At 52.6% G+C, this 19,798-nt stretch carries 15 protein-coding genes and 1 pseudogene; 12 read left to right on the forward strand and 4 right to left on the reverse strand.

Annotation, left to right across the window (positions count from 1 at the left end; all coding sequences use genetic code 11):
- Positions 1-144 precede the first annotated feature (144 nt).
- Positions 145-927 carry a DUF2993 domain-containing protein gene (locus H6G13_RS10025; RefSeq protein ID WP_242028247.1) on the reverse strand — a complete coding sequence of 261 codons (783 nt, stop codon included), beginning with the start codon at positions 925-927 and terminating at the stop codon, positions 145-147.
- Between the two features lie 913 nt (positions 928-1,840).
- On the opposite strand from H6G13_RS10025, the gene H6G13_RS10030 reads away from it, so the two are divergent.
- Together H6G13_RS10030 and lptC are read left to right on the forward strand one after the other, a co-directional pair.
- Complete coding sequence (locus H6G13_RS10030; protein WP_190483069.1) at positions 1,841-2,485, forward strand: NYN domain-containing protein; 645 nt, start codon at positions 1,841-1,843, stop codon at positions 2,483-2,485.
- A gap of 93 nt (positions 2,486-2,578) precedes the next feature.
- Positions 2,579-3,751, forward strand: coding sequence for an LPS export ABC transporter periplasmic protein LptC (gene lptC / locus H6G13_RS10035; RefSeq protein ID WP_190483070.1), 1,173 nt, complete (start codon positions 2,579-2,581; stop codon positions 3,749-3,751).
- Here lptC and cobS read toward each other — a convergent pair.
- A complete protein-coding gene (cobS, locus tag H6G13_RS10040) occupies positions 3,735-4,478 on the reverse strand; it encodes an adenosylcobinamide-GDP ribazoletransferase (RefSeq protein WP_190483230.1) in 744 nt (247 codons plus the stop codon). The genes lptC and cobS overlap by 17 nt on opposite strands.
- Positions 4,479-4,819: 341 nt before the next feature.
- Here cobS and H6G13_RS10045 point away from each other — a divergent pair, with 341 nt between their 5' ends.
- The 6 genes from H6G13_RS10045 to surE all read left to right on the forward strand — a co-directional run bounded on the left by H6G13_RS10045 (position 4,820) and on the right by surE (position 14,436).
- Complete coding sequence (locus tag H6G13_RS10045; RefSeq protein ID WP_190483071.1) at positions 4,820-5,275, forward strand: hypothetical protein; 456 nt, start codon at positions 4,820-4,822, stop codon at positions 5,273-5,275.
- Between the two features lie 287 nt (positions 5,276-5,562).
- Positions 5,563-7,251 (forward strand): NAD(P)H-quinone oxidoreductase subunit 4, encoded by a 1,689-nt coding sequence (locus tag H6G13_RS10050; protein WP_190483072.1) that lies wholly within the window; start codon positions 5,563-5,565, stop codon positions 7,249-7,251.
- Between the two features lie 292 nt (positions 7,252-7,543).
- Entirely contained in the window at positions 7,544-9,910 is a 2,367-nt protein-coding gene (locus tag H6G13_RS10055; RefSeq protein ID WP_190483073.1) for an ATP-binding protein, read from the forward strand.
- 8 nt (positions 9,911-9,918) lie between these two features.
- Positions 9,919-12,348 carry a response regulator gene (locus H6G13_RS10060; protein WP_190483074.1) on the forward strand — a complete coding sequence of 810 codons (2,430 nt, stop codon included), beginning with the start codon at positions 9,919-9,921 and terminating at the stop codon, positions 12,346-12,348.
- A 531-nt stretch (positions 12,349-12,879) separates the two neighbouring features.
- Positions 12,880-13,737: a 3-deoxy-7-phosphoheptulonate synthase gene (gene aroF / locus H6G13_RS10065; protein WP_190483075.1), complete on the forward strand. Its 858-nt coding sequence runs from the start codon at positions 12,880-12,882 to the stop codon at positions 13,735-13,737.
- Positions 13,738-13,746: 9 nt separating this feature from the next.
- The gene (gene surE, locus H6G13_RS10070; RefSeq protein WP_190483076.1) at positions 13,747-14,436 is read left to right on the forward strand and encodes a 5'/3'-nucleotidase SurE; all 690 of its coding nucleotides are present in this window, start codon (positions 13,747-13,749) and stop codon (positions 14,434-14,436) included.
- A 105-nt stretch (positions 14,437-14,541) separates the two neighbouring features.
- Here surE and H6G13_RS10075 read toward each other — a convergent pair whose 3' ends face one another.
- Positions 14,542-15,159 (reverse strand): TetR/AcrR family transcriptional regulator, encoded by a 618-nt coding sequence (locus tag H6G13_RS10075; RefSeq protein ID WP_190483077.1) that lies wholly within the window; start codon positions 15,157-15,159, stop codon positions 14,542-14,544.
- A gap of 420 nt (positions 15,160-15,579) precedes the next feature.
- Here H6G13_RS10075 and H6G13_RS29390 point away from each other — a divergent pair.
- Positions 15,580-16,016: pseudogene (locus H6G13_RS29390) on the forward strand (Hsp20/alpha crystallin family protein).
- Positions 16,017-16,233: 217 nt separating this feature from the next.
- A complete protein-coding gene (locus H6G13_RS10085) occupies positions 16,234-16,584 on the forward strand; it encodes a hypothetical protein (RefSeq protein ID WP_190483078.1) in 351 nt (116 codons plus the stop codon).
- Positions 16,585-16,881: 297 nt separating this feature from the next.
- On the opposite strand, the gene H6G13_RS10090 is transcribed toward H6G13_RS10085, so the two are convergent.
- Positions 16,882-18,174, reverse strand: a complete 1,293-nt coding sequence (locus H6G13_RS10090; protein ID WP_190483079.1) for an ATP-binding protein — start codon at positions 18,172-18,174, stop codon at positions 16,882-16,884.
- A 104-nt stretch (positions 18,175-18,278) separates the two neighbouring features.
- On the opposite strand from H6G13_RS10090, the gene H6G13_RS10095 reads away from it, so the two are divergent.
- Both H6G13_RS10095 and H6G13_RS10100 read left to right on the forward strand, forming a co-directional pair.
- The gene (locus H6G13_RS10095; RefSeq protein WP_242028249.1) at positions 18,279-18,602 is read left to right on the forward strand and encodes a TMEM14 family protein; all 324 of its coding nucleotides are present in this window, start codon (positions 18,279-18,281) and stop codon (positions 18,600-18,602) included.
- A gap of 118 nt (positions 18,603-18,720) precedes the next feature.
- Entirely contained in the window at positions 18,721-19,599 is an 879-nt protein-coding gene (locus H6G13_RS10100) for an SPFH domain-containing protein (RefSeq protein ID WP_190483080.1), read from the forward strand.
- The last annotated feature ends 199 nt before the right edge of the window (positions 19,600-19,798 follow it).

Raw genomic sequence — 19,798 nt, forward strand, 5'->3', positions numbered from 1 at the left:
TAGGACGTTTTAGAAACAGTTATTGCCACAGGCTTTGTGGCAATAACTGTTAGAAAGCCTACTTAAACGAGGCATTCGACAAACTAGCGCTTATCTCAAGGCTGCTGGTCAACGTAATGGCTGCGGCCAAACTAGAGCAGGGCGCTACGGTATGCCTGGGAAATGGTCAATTTGAGCATAACCGCTGAAAACAAGCTGTTTACCTTGAGTTTCTAGTCGGTTGATCCGCAGCATGACCCCATCAAGGTTAAACCGCTCAAGGTCGACCATCTGGTTGAGCACTCCAGCAAAGCCCAGAGTCATCGTCTTGGAGAGGCTTTGAAGAGCCTCGGGAATGCCTTCGGGCTGAAACTGGGGATTGCCAAATAGAATGCGTCGCCGCTTCTCAACCTGAAGAGTCGCTGTAAACTGCAGCGGCAGATCCTTTCGATTAGGCAAGTCTGTTCGGGCAGAAATCGCAACCTGCTGCTGCGGCTGCAGCTCAAACGTGACATCTCGGAAGCTGACAGGTTCGCCCCCAGAAAGCCGGGTGAGTTCGGGCTGATCAACATTTTTCAGCCGCTGCTGCACTAGGTCGGCCTCGAAAGCCTGGTTAATTGCCGCTTCAGTCAAAACCACTTGAGCAATCGCCTGCGTGGGCTGGCGCAAGCGAATCTTACCTCCCAGCAAAGCTGCCGCATCAATGGCCACAGCATCCGTCTCGAACATCATCTCCGCTGTTTCAAACTGCTTGCGGATTACTAGCCCCCGCCCCTCCATACGAAAACTGTCGATCGTGCCCTGCAGAAGTTTGCTAGGGGGCGAACACCGCACGGACACATCCAGCCAATCGCACTTGGAAAACAGATGGCGAATAGACTGGGTCGCGACCGAGTTGATCATTCGGTCACTGAAATCATTGGCCCCCGCTGGCTTAAATCCGGTCATTCCGCCGAGCATGAAGGTAAACGCCTATCTCGCTTCATCCTCTATTTGTAACAAAACATGAAGCAATTTGACAAAACTTTGCTGTCTACTCCTTAGAAGCATAGCAGCAGGAGGAGAAACAGGCCCCTACTGCTAGCAAAACTTGAGCGCTGGAAAAGCCCTTGACAGAGGGGCGTTTCGGGGTCGGTTTTAGCTTTGAAAGGGTGAGGCAACCCTGGGGTTTCTATCTCATATTCTCTATAAGGAGTATAGAAAACAGATCACGTTAACAAAGCAGATAGCTCCTACGAAGGCACTCAAGCCATCTGCAAGGGCCAAAAACTCTCTGCCAACCTCTACAGCAATTCAACAACCCGCAGAACTCGGCAGTTTGTGTAGGTCTTTAGGCTCGGCAGGTGCAAAAGGATTAAACAAATGAGGAGAATGATTAAAAAAGAGAGATTTGCTAAGAGAATGTTCATGCAGCTTTAGACAAGAAAGGAGAAATTTACGATCTATCCGACGAAATATTTCTGTTCTTTTCAACGGCATTAAAAGTTGTCTAAGACGCTGTAGTTTTACGACTTAGCAAGGCTTTGACCCGCGCTTCACAAATTTATGTTTTCCCTTAGAAAAGAGGATGCTTCTTTTAGGGGATGTTATAAAAAGCTTTAGTTATCAACCTTTGAGGGCTCGGGCTTAGACCTGTCAGGCGGCTGAAATCGTTTGTTTACTATCAATCTTTGAACCTTGGTCTGCCTCTCAGCAGCCGGAAGTATCCCGGAAACTTCAAGGTGATTTTACCTAATATATGATTGAGACAGCATTGGCAGGCCGACGTCTTCAATTCTTGATTTATGGCTTCGAACCCCAGTGATAAAAAACGCTTTACTCAAACGGTCACACAACGCACATAACAAAGGAGACTATTAAAATGCTTAACCATCATTCTGTTAACCACCACTCTGCCTTGAGTGAAGATGCCGTTTTTACCCCTGAGCAGGTCTTAGACAACCGGGGCCGAGTAGGTATTTTCATTGATGGTTCTAACCTGTTCTATGCTGCTCTGCAGTTGGGTATAGAGATTGACTACACTAAGCTACTGTGCAAGTTGACCTCAGGGTCACGCTTGTTTCGCTCCTTTTTCTATACTGGCGTAGACCGAACCAATGAGAAGCAGCAGGGCTTTTTACTGTGGATGCGGCGCAACGGGTATCGAGTAATTGCCAAGGATCTGGTACAGCTGCCCGATGGCTCGAAGAAAGCCAACCTAGATGTTGAGATTGCCGTTGATATGATGGCCTTAGTGAAGTACTACGATACGGCTGTGCTGGTTAGCGGGGATGGGGATCTGGCCTATGCTGCCGATGCTGCCAGCTACCGGGGAGCCCGAATTGAGGTGGTTAGCCTGCGCTCGATGACCAGCGATAGCCTGATTAATGTCTCGGATCGCTACATCGATCTGGAAATGATTAAAGACGACATCAAAAAGACCCCTCGTAACTCCACTAGTAACTACACCTACCGTCCGCTCTCTACCCTAGGTATTCCTGGTGAGCTAGAGGAAGAAGACCTTTAAGCCCTATCGGTTGACTGTGCGAGAGTGTCTGGCTGAGTGCCATGGGGATAGCTAAAATCGACTAGGATCGGCTGGACATTACTGGCAGGAGCAATGGCAAAGGGGTATCGGCTAGCCGTAGCACTGCTGACGTTAGCAGTCATTTTGGGGAGTGTACGGGCCTGCCAACTGGTTCGTCAGTCGGGACAGCCTGTGGGAGAGGCTCAAGAGGACATTGATCCTGGAGAGGTGGGCCTGACTTTGCGGGATGTGACTCTGGAGCAGCCTGATGAAACGGGGCAACTGCTCTGGCGGGTCAAGGCCAAGGAAGTAACTTATAGCCCTGACCGGGAAGTGGCTCAGCTTAAGGAACCGGATGGGGAGCTGTTTCAAGACGGCGAAATTATTCATCGGGTGCAGGCCGATCAGGGTGAGATTCGAGAGAATGGCAAGGTCGTTTTTTTGTGGGGCAACATTGTTGCCACTGGGGTTCAGAACCAGGCGGTGCTGAGGGGCAATGAGCTGGAGTGGCGGCCCGATGAGGATATGTTGGTCGTGCGCGATCGCATCACGGGCACCCACCCCCAGTTGCGAGCTGCTGCCCAGGAAGTGCGGGTCTACAACCGAGAAGCGCGAATGGAGCTAGAGGGCAACGTCGTTGCCAACACGGTGGTTAAAGACCCGCAAGCTGAGCCCTGGCTCAAGCTGCAGGCCGATCAGATGGTTTGGTTTTGGCAGCAAGAGCGGGTTGAAACCGACCGACCGCTACGGGTTGAGCAGTTTAAGGCGAACAGTATCACAGATGTTGTGACGGGCCAGCGCGGCACAGTAGACCTGGCCCAGCGAATTGTCACCCTAAATCAGAATGTGGCCCTACAGCTGCTGGAATTTCCGCTCCAGGTCAACAGCGATGTGGCTGTCTGGAATGTCGCTCAGCAAACGGTGCAAATTGACTCGCCTGTGCGGATGATTCAGCCGCGCGAGCAGGTGGTGGTCACGGCTGACCGGGGCCAAATGGATTTGGGTCAGCAGACCGTTCTTTTGACTCAAAATGTCAGAGCCCAGGGAGAGCGCAACCAATCCCAATTGACGACTAACCGCCTAAGCTGGAATGTTGAGGACCAGACGATTGTGGCCGAAGGCGACGTGAACTATCAGCAAGGCGACCCTGCAGTTCAGGTGACTGGCCCTCGTGCCGTTGGCCAGCTGCGCGATCAGACGATTGTGGTCAGCGGTGGTCGTGTAGTCACTCAGATTTTGCCCAATGGGACTATTGAACTACCGTAGCCAGACAGAGCAGCAGCGCCTCAGTCCACTCTACGATTGCGCCGTAGGTGTCGCCCGTATGGCCGCCTAGCTGACGGTTGAACCAGGCTCCGGTGAGCGTTGTGATCGCAATCCCCCCCAGCACCAAACCCACCCCCAGCGGCCACTGGGCTGGATTGAGCCTCAGGTAAAGGCCGCTGAGCGCCAGCAGGGCCCCGCTGCTCGGCAACAGATCCCAGGGCAGGCGCAGGTGAGGCTTGTGAAAAGCGCCCTTACCCGCCGGCCTCAGGTAGGGGTAGCAGCCGATCGCCACGACCTGTCCCCAACGCCCCCAGCCAGCCACCGCCATTAGCACCAGCCAGCGGCCTTGGGCCAACTCTGCCAGAGCCAGAGTCTTGAGGCCAAGAATAATGACTGCCGCCATCGCGCCAAAGGCCCCAGTTCGGCTATCGGCCATCACGTCTAACCGCCGCTGCGGATCTTGCACAGCTAGACCATCAGCAGCGTCCATCGCACCATCGAGGTGTAGGCCCCCGGTCAAGGCTAGCCAGCTAGCCACGATCAAAGCGCTGCGGGTCAACACGGGCATTTGGGCAGCCGCTAAAAGGCCGTCTCCAGCCGCTAGCAGTCCGCCAATGGCTAAACCCACTAGGGGCGCATAGCGGGCAATACCCCTAAACTCAAGGGGCCAGTCAGCCGGAACAGGGAGACAGGTATAGAATGCGATCGCAGCCGCTCCCCGCAGCATTCCTTGAGACAGTCTTTGAGAAAGCTTTTGGGACAGTTTTTGAGGCAGTTTTTTAGAAGGGTTTTTGGGAGGATTCGGGCCAACTGGGTGAGTAGGTTTTATCGCCAACGGACTGCTGCCTCCGCAACACTGCCTAAGTTCAGGGGGAAAACCAGAGACTTTCTGTATTCTGCCGGAACGTACGTCAGGTCAGGCACTGCCAGGATTAAACCGTATTCCAACCCACAAAAAAGCCCTATCAGATCGGATCAATCCAATTAATATCGAGTATCGTGGGAAAAGAGCCTGTTGGGGGCGAGGCTACTACCCGCCCATCACCTAACGTTACCTGGCTAAAGACCATGAACCACGAGTATCACGGAAATCTTGGTTTGCCTGCTCCTTGTTTGGTGGACGTGGGCACCGTTGTCAACAAAAACGACATGCTCAGACTGTTGCAGGATCTTGGCCAGGTTCGCTACATCCACACCCAGGATGAACGGGTCATTAGCAAAGGCGAAGGCTACATCATGGAGGTGTTTGCCGACCCTCAACAGTCTACTCTGGTTGCAAACCGAACTCTTTACCTCAACGTATTGAGCTTTGACTGCCTAGAGATGGGGCAGATCGACGACAACCAAACCCACTTTGATTTAATTCAAGACAACCGCCGTCTTCGCCTGGTTCCGCTGTCCAATCCACTACAGGATCAGACGGGCCGTAATCTCAACGTCGCTGCTTTTGAAGCGATAGTTGCAGAGGCCTTGTCGGCTAGCTGGGATGCTTGCCTGGATGATGAAGGCAACTTCCCCGACTAAGCTCTATAAGTTTTTACAATCTAGCCGTCAAGCTGTCAATCCTCTAGTAGGGCATTTTGCTGACTTGAGTTAGGCACTGGCGTCAACCTCGCAGCTCGCTCTGCAAAGAGTAAGCCGCAGCGTACAGCTTAAATGGCCTGCTGCGGAAGAATCTGCTGCCAAATCTCCGCTAGGTGCGAAGTGAAATATTTACCTTATTCATACCAAGGCCGGGTAAATATTTATGAATAATTCCACTCACGGAGGAGTATGATAAGGCTAATTCCAAGCCTTAAGTATTTTTGCTCATGTTTTCGGACGGATTTCCCTGGCTCACCGCGATTGTCCTGCTGCCCCTGGTAGCCGCGTTGCTGATTCCTGTGCTGCCCGACGAGGGAGGTAAGCGCCTACGATGGTATGCACTCGGTGTAGGTATTGTGGATCTGGCCCTGATGGCCTATGCCTTTTTCACCCACTACGACCCCAGTAATTCCTCGTTTCAGCTAGTAGAGAACTATGCCTGGGTACCCCAGATTGGGTTCAGCTGGGCAGTTTCGGTCGATGGTTTGTCTGTTCCGCTGGTGCTGCTAGCTGGGCTGGTGACAACGCTCGCCTTGTTCTCAGCCTGGCAGGTTGACTACCGGCCTCGGCTATTTTACTTCCTCATGCTGGTGCTATACGCTGCCCAGATTGGGGTGTTTGTAGCCCAAGATATGCTGCTGCTCTTCATCATGTGGGAGCTGGAGCTGATTCCGGTATATCTGCTGGTGTCAATCTGGGGCGGCCAAAAACGCCGTTATGCAGCAACTAAGTTTCTTCTTTATACGGCGGCTTCTTCATTATTTATCTTGGTGGCGGCTCTGGGTCTGGCCCTTTATGGCGATGGCCCCGTTACCTTTGACATAGTAGAGCTGGGTCTAAAGCAGTATCCGCTGCTGTTGGAAGTTTTGCTCTACGGCGGACTGCTGGTAGCCTTTGGGGTCAAGCTAGCAGTTTTTCCGATGCACACCTGGCTGCCCGATGCCCACGGTGAAGCGTCTGCCCCAGTATCGATGATTCTGGCCGGGGTACTGCTGAAGATGGGGGGTTATGGGCTAATTCGCCTGAACTTAAATCTACTCTCCGACGCTCATGTCTACTTTGCTCCCGTCCTGGTCATTTTGGGCGTGATCAATATTGTGTATGGAGCCTTAAATTCCTTTGCCCAAACCAACATGAAGCGGCGACTGGCCTATTCGTCGGTTTCCCATATGGGGTTTGTGCTGCTAGGGATTGCCTCCTTCACCGACCTAGGGATCAGCGGAGCAATGCTGCAGATGATTTCCCACGGTCTGATTGCAGCGGTGCTGTTTTTCCTGGCTGGTGTGACCTACGATCGCACCCACACTATGGCTATGCAGGAGATGAGCGGTGTTGGGCAGGCAATGCCCAAGGTGTTTGCCCTGTTTACCGCTGCGGCAATGGCTTCCCTAGCGCTTCCCGGTATGAGTGGCTTCGTTAGCGAACTGGCAGTTTTCATGGGCCTGGCTAACAGCGATGTCTACAGCACCGGCTTTCGGACGGCAGCGGTGGTGCTGTCGGCGGTCGGTCTAATTCTTACGCCCATCTATCTGCTCTCCATGCTGCGGCAGGTGTTCTTTGATACCGGAGCTGCGCCAGTTTGTGATTTGGGTAAGGGCGGTGCTGCTGGCGTGATTACTGAGGACATGGTTTGTTTTGGCACCAGCTGCGTATTACCTGAAGACGCCGACTTTACAGATGCTAGGCCAAGAGAAGTCTTCATTGCCGCCTGTTTTCTGGTGCTGATTATCGGCATTGGGTTTTACCCTCGGTTGACAACTCAGGTCTATGATGTGACCACTGTGGCACTCAACACCCAAATTCGCGAGTCTTACGGCGAGGTAGCTCAGAGCAGCCCTCAACTCTATGCTCGTGTCTTTGCCGTGCCGAACCTGAGCGGATCTGAAGTGGCCACAATTTCCGGAGTGGCTCGGTAATCTAACTGTGAGTTTGAATGGCAACCTCAAAGCGGTCTCGATTACGAGGCCGCTTTTCTTGTGCGACGAACAGCTCAAATTTGCCCGTCTGCTAGTGCAAAAGCCCCCAAACATCTAAGCTGCAAAGCTTTTAGATAGCAGCCTGGGATGCCTCAGCCTGGAAAAATTCTTCAAAGAAAATCAGCACATTCTATCAGGTGGGGAGACAGGGTTTGGGATTATGCTCAAGAAATGGCGGCTGCAGATGTTAGCCCACTGAATTTCGTCCATTGCCCGCTGTTCGTCCAACTCTATGCCTATAAACGGTTCTCCAACCGGTTCTAGCCCTTCCCCTAAAACTGAGAGACTATACATCGAAGAGCAATACCGCAGCCTGTTTGAAAATGCTCCAGACGGCATTTTTCAAACAGATTTTGAAGGGCGCTATTTACGGGTTAATTTGGCCCTAACCCGTATTTATGGCTATTCCTCAACGGCGGCGCTGCTGGCCGCTCAACCCAATTTGAGTGGGCAGCTATATGTCGATACCAGCCGCCGAGACGAATTTGTGGCGCTGATGTCTTGTCAGGATGTGGTGCAGGATTTTGAATCCCAGATTTATCGCCACGACGGCAGCACTATCTGGATTGCGGAGACGTGCCGGGCTGTGCGGGATGAGCAGGGCCAACTGCTTTACTACGAAGGTTTTGTCAGAGATATTAGCGATCGCAAGTGCGTTGAAGACGAACGCAAGCGCGCCGAGATTGAGTGTAAGGGGATGCAGGCTGACTGGGAGAGAACTGCTGCGGCGCTGCTGCAAAGTGAATCCCGCAACCGGGCCATGCTGGCAGCGATTCCGGATCTCATGTTTCAGGTCAATAGCCAGGGTATCTACACCGACTACCTCAATAAAGATCCAAAGGCCGATCTGCTGCCCACCGATTTTCAGCCCCTTGGTCAGCACCTCTCAGAGCATTTGCCAATAGAAGTAGCCCAGCGCCACCTCCATCACTTGCGGCAGGCGTTGAGTACCGGACAAACCCAGGTTTACGAGCAGCAGTTTCAGTTTCACGGCAAGGCACACTCTGAGGAGGTGCGGGTAGTGCAAAGCGGGGAAAGCGAAGCCCTGTTTATGATCCGCGATATCAGCGAACGCAAACAGGCGGAGCAGGCCCTCCTGCAAAAGCATCAGGAACTGATGGATACGCTAGCGCAGCTACAGCAGGCCAAGCAGGCAGCAGAGGTGGCTAACCAGGCTAAAAGTGCTTTTCTGGCCAATATGAGCCATGAGCTACGCACCCCACTCAACGGTATTTTGGGCTACACCCAGGTGCTGATGCGCGATCGCACCTGCACTCCCAAGCAGCTAGATGGGGTGCGCACCATTCATCAGTGCGGCTCCCACCTGCTGACGTTGATCAACGACATTCTCGATCTCTCTAAAATTGAGGCCCAAAAAATTGAGCTGACCCCCCAAGAATTTCACCTAGGGGCTTTTTTGGAAGATGTTGCCAGCATTTGTCTAATTCGAGCCGAGCAGAAGCGGCTACAGTTTATCTACAAACCGGTGGGCACCCTGCCTGAGGGCGTTCGTGCCGACGAGAAGCGGCTGCGCCAGATTTTGCTCAATCTGCTGAGCAATGCTGTGAAGTTCACTGTGCAGGGCCAAGTCACCTTTCGGGTTACCGGTCTGCAGCAGGCAGATACCTGGATTGAAGATGAAGCGGTAGATGCAGAGCGGACACCGCTTTACCGGCTGCGGTTTGAAGTAATCGATAGCGGCATCGGCATTGATGCCGATCAGCTCGTTCGCGTTTTTCAGCCCTTTGAGCAGGTTGGTGATTATGCCCGAAGGGCGGAGGGCACGGGCCTTGGGCTGACCATCACCCAACGGCTAGTGGCGCTGATGGGGGGCACCCTGCAGGTTGAAAGTCAGCCAGAGCAGGGCAGCCGGTTCTGGTTTGAGATCGATTTACCAGGGCATGTAGGCACGCTCGCGCCACTCCTAACCGGGTCTAGCCAAGACATTATTGGCTATGAAGGCCCCCGCCACACGATCTTGGTTGTCGACGATCGCACCGACAACCGCGCTGTCGTGCTGGGTCTGCTAGAGGCACTGAATTTTCGCCTGATTGAGGCCGAAAATGGCGTCGAAGGTCTGTCGAAGGCGGTAGAGTACCGCCCCAATCTAATTATTGCTGATTTGGTAATGCCTATAATGGACGGGTTTGAAATGACCCGCCGCCTCCGCAAGCTAGAGGGCTTTGAGCGCATTCCTATCATTGCCTCCTCAGCCAGCGTGTTTGAGTTTGATCGGCAGCGGAGTCAGCAGGCAGGCTATGACGACTTCTTGCCCAAGCCTATTCAGGCTGAAGAGCTGTTGAACAAGCTAGCAATCTACCTCAATCTGGTTTGGGTGCGAGAACAGGCTTTGGAAAAACCAACCGAAACCACGGACTTCTCAGTAAACCCCGCCGAGATTGTCATGCCTCCGGTAGCCGAACTGCAAGACCTCTTTGCCGCAACTCAAATTGGTCATATTGAACGCATTATTCGGGAGGCCAACCGTATCAAGGCACTGGGCACTAGCTTTGCCCCTTTTGCCGATCAGGTCTTGTTTTTAGCTGATCAGTTTGATGATGTTGCGATCGCTCAGCTGCTTGAACCGTATTTTTCCTGAACCTCGTCATGAATTTTTCTGCCAAACCTCAAATTCTGATTGTGGATGACTATCCCACCAACATTAAAGTGCTGTCAGATCTGCTGATTGAGTACGGGTTTGAGGTATTGATTGCGCGAGATGGGGAAAATGCTCTGCAAAAGCTGCAGCGAATCTTGCCCGATCTGATTTTGCTGGATGTGCTGATGCCTGGCATCGATGGTTTTGAAACTTGTCGCCAGCTCAAGGCCCAGGCCACAACCCGCGACATTCCTATAATTTTCATGACCGCTCTAGCCGACCCAATAGACAAAATCAAGGGGCTGACGCTGGGGGCGGTTGACTACATCACCAAGCCCTTTCAACAGGAGGAGGTGCTTGCCCGTATCAACTCCCACCTGAAGCTGCGGCATCTGACCCGACAGCTAGAGCAGCAAAATTCCCGGCTGCAGGAAGAGATTCGCTCTCGCCAAATTGCCGAGTCAGCCCTGCGTGTGTCAGAAGAGAAATTTGCCAAAGCTTTTCGCTCGAACCCTAGTCCCATGATGATCCTGACCCTGGAGGAGGGCCGAGTCACCGATATTAACCAAAATTGCTGTAAGGTTTTAGGCTGCCTGCCCGAGGCCGTTTTGGGCAGAACCTTTGATGATCTGCACCTATGGGGGAGGGAGGATTGCGATCGCTTCCTAGCCGATCTGCGCGAAAGTGGGGCCATGCACCGCCAGGAGTACCAGTTCTACACCGTGACTGGCGATGTTCGCAGCCTGCTGATCTCCGCCGAAGTGATCCAGGTGCGAGAGCGGCTTTGCGTTCTGACAATGGCGCTAGATATCACGGACTCCAAGCAGGCCACCGCTGAACTGCAGCAGGCCAAAACCACCGCTGAACTCGCCAATCAGGCCAAAAGCCAGTTTTTAGCCAATATCAGCCATGAACTGCGAACGCCGCTAAACACCATTTTGGGCTATACCCAACTCATGGCTCGCGATGCAGCGTTAACGATGGAACAGCAGGCAAGTCTCAACATCATCAGTCGCAGCAGTGACCACCTACTGACCCTGATCAACGATGTTTTGGAGATGACCAAGATTGAGTCGGGGCAGCTCAGCCTGCGCCCCACAGACTTTAATCTCCACAGCCTGCTCGATGCCCTTTCCGAAATGCTAGAGCCTAAGGTGCAGGCTAAGGGCCTGCACTTAATCGTAGAGCGCAGCCCCGATGTGCCGCCCTACGTGTGTACCGACGCGACAAAGCTGCGGCAGGTACTGATCAACATTGTCGGCAACGGCATTAAGTTTACAGAGTCGGGCCGGGTCAGTTTGCGGGTGTCGGTGAGCCAGCCTGATCCTCAACTGCCTAACAGCTCTCAGCTAACTTTGCGCTTCGAAGTCGAAGATACCGGACCCGGCATTGCTACCGACGAGATTGACCTGCTGTTTGATCCCTTTATCCAAACAGAGAGCGGGCGACAGTCGCAGGAAGGAACCGGCTTAGGGCTGCCGATCAGCCAGCGGTTTGTGGAGCTTTTGGGGGGAGCCATTCAAGTTAACAGCGTAGTCGGAGTCGGCTCAACCTTTAGCTTTGAAATTCCGGTAAAGCGGGCGGCAGCACCAGAGACAGGCGGCAGCCCAGGAGTAGGGCAGCGAGTAGTGGGCTTGGCGGCAGGGCAGCCCACCTATCGGCTGCTGGTGGTAGAAGATCAAACGGCCAACCGTCAGCTCTTGGTCCAACTCTTTTCAAAGGTGGGCTTTGAGGTGCAGCAGGCAGTAAATGGGGAAGATGCGATCGCACAGGCCCAGATCTGGCAGCCTCACCTGATCTGGATGGATGTGCGTATGCCAGTGCTAGACGGCTACGAAGCCACTCGACGGATTAAGCAGCAAGCAGGAACTGAATCAACCCCCAAGATTATCGCCCTTACAGCCAATGCCTTTGAGGAAGAACGGGCAGCAGCCCTAACAGCAGGCTGCGACGACTTCTTACGTAAACCGATCCAGGAAGAGAGCCTATTTAATAAAATGGCCGAGCATCTAGGGGTGCGCTACGCCTATCAAGACTTGCACCACCTCCCCTCAACAGCAACCCAAACAGCAGCATCCCCAGCTTCCCCCTTCCGCATCAAGCAAGCAAGCCGCGCTGAGCTGTGGGACATGGTCAACGGCGATACCCACTTTTTGGCCGACTACCTAAGCCTCCACCTAGAACAGCTGCCCCAGCTGATGCAGGCTTTACGAGATGCGATCGCACAGCAGCAGCCAGAAGCCCTATCCCTAGCTGCTCACACTCTTAAGGGCATGGGCATGACCTTTGGAGCCAGCCGGTTCACCGACCTCTGCTTCAGCATCGAACGCGCTGCCAAAGCCGGAAATACCGACATTGCCCCAGCCCAGATGCAGCAGCTAGAAGCTGAACTAACTGGGTTAATGGCGGCTATTGGGTTAGAGGTTGGTAGTCTTTGAGGGACGCAGAGACACGGGAAATGAGGAAGCCGGGGAACCAAAACGAAGAGTTCTTTCACATCTTTGCACTCATCCACCCATCCACCCATCCCCATATCTGCATTTCCCTCTTTCCAAACAGAGTTGACGCTTTTGGTCGGGCTTGCTACAGTTCTAAACAGGTAATTAAATTTTGCAATGGTTTCTGCAGCCCGGCAGTTTTATTTTTGGTTTATGGAGGTTCACCGGCGGTGAATTCAGTTTTTGCTGAAGACCTCCGGTGAACCGCAGAGCGTGACCTCTGCGGTTTTGTTTTTACCCCACTTTCTCAATTAGCTTTAACAATGACTGCTGCTAAGTATTGGTTTTTTGGATTTTTCTTTACCACCGGGTCAGGAACCGGAGGATAGGACTTCCTATGCCAACGACCTGACCCGGAGCTAACCCCTCCGGGTTTTTTAATGCCAGGTTTCTAACGTTTTGCAGTTCCGTTTTTCGCAGATCCTTTGCAGATTCAAGTTCCAGCCCAGTTCACTCCCTTTAGGACTCAACATGAAAGACGCCAACCTTACCCTAAAAACCCACGCCGAGCACCAGACCCTGGTGAACATCAGTCCCTCTGTCACAGTCGGAGGAGATGACCTGCTGATTGTGGGCGGCCCCTGCACTGTTGAGAGCCTAGAACAAATGCAGCAGGTCGCCGCTCACCTCGTTAACGCCCCGGTTCAGGCTCTTCGAGGCGGCGTTTACAAGCCCCGCACCTCCCCCTATGCATTTCAGGGACATGGAGAAGCGGGGCTTCGAATTTTAGATGAAGTTCGACAGACTCATCAGGTGCCGGTAGTTTCTGAGGTGATGGCGATTCACCAGATTGAGTCAATGCTGGCCCATGTGGACGTGCTTCAGGTGGGCAGCCGCAACATGCAAAATTTCGATCTCCTGCGGGCTTTGGGTCAGACCAACAAGCCCATACTGCTAAAGCGAGGTCTGGCCGCTACGATTGAAGAATTTGTCATGGCAGCTGAGTACATTGTCAGCCACGGCAACCCCAACGTTATGCTCTGTGAGCGAGGTATTCGCAGCTTCGATACCTACACTCGCAACGTGCTGGACTTAGGAGCAGTGGTTGCCCTCAAGCAGTTGAGCCACCTGCCGGTGATTGTAGATCCCAGCCACGCTGCGGGTAAGCGAGAGCTGGTGCCAAACTTAGCCAAAGCTGCGATCGCAGCCGGAGCCGATGGCCTGATCATTGAGTGCCACCCTGTTCCTGAGGAATCTGTCTCCGATGCACGGCAGGCTCTCTCCTTGGAAGATATGGTCAGCCTAGTTCACAGCCTGCGCCCCATTGCCGCCGCTGTTGGTCGTAGAATTCCAGAAGCTGGTCCTATCCGTCAACCCGTTTTGGTTTGAGCCCCACTTATGACTATTGTTCTCACCAATGATGACGGGATCGATGCTCCCGGCATCTATGCGCTGCAGCGGGCGTTAAACGGTCGTTCCAGCGGCATTGTCGCCCCAGATGCTCCGCTCTCTGGGTGCAGCCATCAGATCAATCGTGGGGGGCCCATTTCCATCCTTCAGCGGGCTGAGCATGCCTACGCCATCGGTGGCACCCCTGCCGACTGCACCCGAGTTGCCCTCAGCCATCTGTATCCCGAAGCTGACTGGGTGCTCTCTGGCATCAATGCAGGCGGCAATTTGGGAGCAGACGTATACGTTTCTGGTACCGTTGCCGCCGTACGAGAAGCTGCCCTGCTGCGCAAGCCTGGCATTGCCCTATCTCACTACATCCAGCGGGGACGGCCCATCGATTGGGATGTGGCCACCCGCCTGGTAAGTAAGGTGCTGGAAAAGCTGCTATTAAAGCCGCTAGAACCTGGCTGCTTCTGGAACGTCAACTTGCCTCACCTCAGCGCTGACGATCCTGACCCGGCAATGGTTGAGTGTGCCTGCTGCACCCAACCGCTGCCCACCGATTTCGTCGTTGAAAATAATCAATTTCGCTATGTCGGAGAGTATGGAATGCGATCGCGCGATCCTGGTTCTGACGTAGAGGTATGCTTCTCAGGGCAGATTAGCCTGACCAAGATCTGCCTTTGGCCCGCGTGAAGCGGGAGAGAGGGGAGTTGTGCTTTGCTGCTACCGGCTGATCTTCTGTTGGGTCACGCTGTGCTTGACGCCAACCTACAAAACCCTTCGCATTCCCCCTTTACCCTACTTCTCCTTAACCAAAACCCCATTCAAAAACACGTCTGCCAGTCCTTCAGCCAGTTCCTGCATGGCCTGAATCGAGCTGCCCTCATCCCCTAAGGTTTCCTGGCTAAATCCAGCGACAGCAAACATACCCAAAAAAATCCGGGCCACTACCCGAGGATTCATGGGGCGGTAGATACCTTTATCCATAGCAGTTTGAAAAAAAGCTTCGGCTACGTCAGTCATTTTGCCAATGACTTGGCCCTGAATCTGCTCGCGCAGCTCTGGATGAAACTGAGCTTCCATGAAGCAGACTCGCATCATGTCGGTGTTTTTGCGCAAGTTGAGCATTCGCCGGCGCATCACCTGCCCAATCGCTTTGTAGCTGCCCATTTCGCTAAGCTCAGTCAGCAAATCGGTCAGCAGTTCTACCCATCCTTGAGTAGCAACCTCCACCAAGATTGCCTTTTTGTTTTCAAAGTGCCGAAATAGTGTTCCCTCTGCAACACCTGCTGCCTGGGCCAGTTCCCGTGTAGTTGTTCCACCGTACCCCCGTTGGGAAAAAAGCCGCAGGGCTGCATCCAAAATCTTGGTCTGGGTATCAGCTTCAGTGGGAGCGGTCCTAAAATAGGCAGCCATAATTTGAACCCATAAAAAATCAGGGAGCACTCCCTGTAGCGCCATTGTGGACTGAATGCTCGGAGAATGCAGGCTCAGATTCACATAACCTCACAAAAATGAGCGTGTTCGTCACAAAAACATTTCGAGAAGAAACATTTTCGGCAGTTAGAAGAAGCTAAAATCTTCCTTCTCCTAACAAGTTCGGGAATCTTAGAAGGCAAAGTTGAGCCACCCGAATCAGCTTCTACACAGAGCTTTGATATCTTGAAATCAACTAGAGAAAACAAGCATTTATCCTTTCCGCAAAAGGATAAATTTCTCTAGAGAACAATTCATTGCTGCATAAAACCAAGTTAAAAAAGCAACTTGTTGACCGGAGCAGGCTTCCTCTACTCTAATCAGTTAGCTACTTTTGCCTTAATTAAAGGAGGAAACGATATGATACTCATTCGTTGGGAACCTCTTCGAGAAATTGAAACCTTACAAAAAGAAATGAACCGTCTTTTTGATCAGTTAGGCTCGTCTGAGTTAAGCCAAGTCGGCAGTGGCGCTTTCTTGCCAGCAGCTGAAATGAACAAAACCGAAGAAGCTATTGACCTGAGGGTTGAGATTCCGGGTGTAGTCCGTGAAGATATCAATTTCAGGTCTCAGTTGCCTCTGTAGCTATCAGCGGGGAGCGCAGAACAGAGACTAAGACTGAACAGGATGGAATGACCCGGAGCGAATTTCATTACGGTAAATTTGAGCGGGTGATTTCTCTGTCCAGTCGCATCCAGAATACTCATGTCGATGCTCAGTACAAAGACGGCATCTTAACGCTTCACCTACCTAAAGAAGAGGAGCAAAGCAAAGCCGTTAAGGTCAATCTTAGCTAGCGCCTATTTGCCTTTATCAGGCAAATAGGCGCTAGGCGCTAGAGGGACAATTCTCTTGAAAGAGAATTGTCCCTCTAGGTTTATAGGAAAGTATTTGGGTTCTCTATCGTGAGTAGGGATTTTTCTGTACCCAACCCAGAAGAAAGCTATCTCTTCTGTAAGAGGTGGCTTTCTTCGGTAGTCGGTAAGTTGAATGAGAACTCATGGAGACCAATTTATGATTAATATAATTTCCGGCGCTATCACTCGCGTCAGTTCTTTGCTAAAAGCCCTTCAAGTTAAGCGTTTTCTGGCCGCTGTTTTAGTTGGATTTATTTTACTGTCAACCACCGTTGGTTCTGAGCCAGTGGGTCGTGACGTCACTAAAAAAGTTGATAAGATTATTCATCAAGGCGATTCTGATCGGCCCAAAACAACTGGGGAATGGAATAGAGAAGCTCGTGCTACGGAAGATGCCCCTGGCAAACGGGCCGCAAGAATTGGGGAAGAAACCAAGGAAGCTGTGAAGGATTGGGCGGGTCTGTATCCTGATGTAGCTAAGAGAACTATTCCTGGCGTAGGCGACTAAGCTAACTGAGCCGGGTTGAAGCAATCCGATGCTGCTTAGTTAGGCTTGTTTTAAGTAATTAGCACCAGGATTAGCAGCCGAGGAATGATGAGAGTTCTGCTAGTTCCTTCTACACAGAACTGCCTATAGGGAATGACAGGTGCTGCACTGGACGTGTAGGTACGTGCCTAGTGTGGCACCTGTTAAGCAGACTTTTGGAAACTGGTATTAGCTTTGGAATGAAAGGCTCGTAAAGAACTCCCTATAGGGGCGCAAGACCTTAATGCCCCTATAGGGAGTTTCGTGTTTGAAATCGGGTTAAGTGGGGCTGCCGAGCTTCAGCTCTGCATTGAGAAAATCAACAAATTGCCGCGCCGTTCTCCCTGATCGCCCGTTGTGGCGAGTCGCCCACTGTAAGGCTCGCTGAGTCAGATCTTCGTCAGGCAGGCTGATGCCTGCTTGTCTGCCCAGGTGCCGGACAATCTCCAGATAGGTGGGCTGATCGGCAGGCTCAAAGGTCAGGGTGAGGCCAAAGCGATCGCTAAACGACAGCTTCTCCTGAAGCGTGTCCCACGCCTGAATTTCGTCTTGATCGCTGGGCTTGGGTCGTTCGCTAAAGTATTCCCGCACCAGATGGCGGCGGTTTGAGGTGGCATAAACCACTACGTTTTGGGGCCGAGCCGTAACGCTGCCCTCCAAAACGACTTTTAAGGCTTTAAAGGCTTCATCGTCTTCTTCAAAAGACAGATCATCTACAAAGACGATAAACTTCAAGGGAACGGCCCGCAATTGATCCACAATCAGGGGCAGGTTCCGCAGATCGGCCTTGGCCACCTCCACGAGGCGCAGCCCTTGATCGCTATATTCGTTCAACAGAGCTTTGACTAGAGAAGACTTGCCTGATCCTCTGCTGCCGTACAGCAGCACGTGTAGAGCCGGGTAGCCTGCCAACAAAAACCGCGTGTTTTTAATTAGTTCACTGCGAGGAATTTCATAGGCAGCTAGCTGGGACAACCGCGCCGGATCCGGGGTAGCGATGCCTACTAGCTGATCTTGCTGCCAGCGAAAGGCTCGATGCTGACCAAACAGCCCCGTGCCGTGTCGTTGGTAGTATTGAGCCAACTCGGTTAAGCCCTCGGCCCAGTCTGAGAGGCTCGGAAACTGAACGGGCAGGGGCAGTTCGCTGATGTGCCAATCGATGGGAGCTTGGGGCAATTGGCAAACTGTCTGCACCCAGCGGCTCAGCTTATCGCTGGGAAATTCATGGAGCTTTTGTAGCGTTCTGAGATCTTGACGGGCTGCATCTAAAAGAGCATTGGGCAGCTCTAAAGAGTTGTACTGCTGAGCCTGCAGACTAAAAGGATTATCGGCTCTGAGGATCTGTTGAACCAGGTGGGAGCGCCAGCTCTGTTGAGCTGTTGCCAGCGCTTGAAACCACTGAGCATAAGCTCCCAAACACTCCTCTGAATTGCCTCGGCAAAGGGTCTCTAGCAAGGTTAAAAAAGCCTGTCCTACAGCGCTATCAAACACGCTGCGGTAGAGCAAAAGAGAATAGATGCACTGGCGATAGCGCTGTACTTCAGAGATGACTTGGGAGGCGAGTCCACTCATGGCAGTCAGTTAATGTAACAATTCCCGGATAAGCGAACGAAGTTTTTTAGAAACCTGGCAGGATGGAAGACGAACTTTAGACACGATACCTGGATTTGTAACGCATGATGTCTCTGGGCGCTTTGGCTGCGATCGCATACGGTATTCTCGCCATCGTAGGTGGAGCCATAGGCTATGCTCAAGTCCGCAGCAAAGCCTCCTTGATTTCGGGCCTGGTTAGCGGTGCTCTGCTGATTTTAGGTGGCTGGCTCTGGAGCCGAGATCTGCCAGGGGGTGTTTTCCTCAGTCTAATCGTGACAATTGCGCTGGTGATCGTATTTATTGGGCGGTTTCGCAAGACGGGCAAGTTCATGCCAGCAGGGCTCATGATTGGCCTGGGCGCTCTGACCCTGGGGCTAATGGTATTTACTCTAGTCAGCCAAGTTTAGAAAGTTTGACGGTTTGGCCCGTCAATTTTGGCTCAGGAAAAGGAAGATTTTCGACCAATTCTGCTAGAACCTTTTAGACTTGTGGGTAGATCAGCCTTATTACCCGGAGCATACCGTCATGGGTCCCTCAATTTTTGGTGTTCTGGCATTTCTCATTGTGGGATACACTGTCGGCTCCGTCCGTATTATCAACCAAGGCAACGAAGCACTCGTTGAGCGATTGGGCCGCTACCACCGAAAACTGAAGCCGGGCCTAAATTTTGTCGTCCCGCTGATGGATTCTATTGTGCTGGAAGACAGCGTGCGGGAGCGATTGCTCGACGTCGAACCCCAGTCTGCTATTACCCGCGACAACGTCTCCCTCGAAGTCGATGCGATCGTGTACTGGAAGATCCTTGATCTGGAGCGAACCTACTACTCCATTGAAGATGTGGAGGCAGCCATCCGGGAGCTGGTAATTACAACCGTGCGATCAGAAATCGGCAAGATGGAGTTTGAGCGCACCTTCTCCTCCCGCGATGAGCTGAATAAGGCGCTGCTAGATCAGCTCGACGACGCTACCGAACCTTGGGGTGTGAAAGTTACTCGGGTAGAGGTGCAGCGGATTCAGCCGCCCCCAGACGTAATCGAGTCCATGCAGATGCAGCAGGCGGCGGAGCTAAAGCGGCGGGCCACTGTTCTAGAGGCCCAAGGTGACCAAGAAGCCAGCATCAAGCGAGCCGAAGGCACCGTTCAGTCCATTCGGATGTTGTCAGATGCGCTTAGAAGTCGCGGCGACGCCCGAGAAATCATGCAGTTCCTAATCGCCCAGCGGTACGTTGATGCCAGTCAGAAGCTAGGGGAAAGCGAAAACTCCAAAGTCGTGTTCATGGATCCTAAAGTCCTATCCGAAGGCATCATGGATCTGATGAACTCCCCCACGACGCCAGAGCAACCCGAGGACCATTTTGACCCTCCTCAAAACAACAACAACAAGCCTCGTCGCTCCACTCGCTAGACCCGGATGAGTTAGGCATCAGGAGTAGCTAGGAATTGGAAACAGTGAGGGTGTCTAGTCCCTTTTTGTAGGTTGGTGTCGAGCTTGCAGGGGCCAGCAACCTCTTGCGTAAATTGAATTTCGCTGAGCTTCGACCCAATCTACGCAAGCCCGCAATTTTAGTCTAGACACGCCAATGGATGGGCACGCTTTACTTTGC

The sequence above is a fragment of the Pseudanabaena sp. FACHB-2040 genome (assembly GCF_014696715.1).
Taxonomy (GTDB): domain Bacteria; phylum Cyanobacteriota; class Cyanobacteriia; order Phormidesmidales; family Phormidesmidaceae; genus JACVSF01.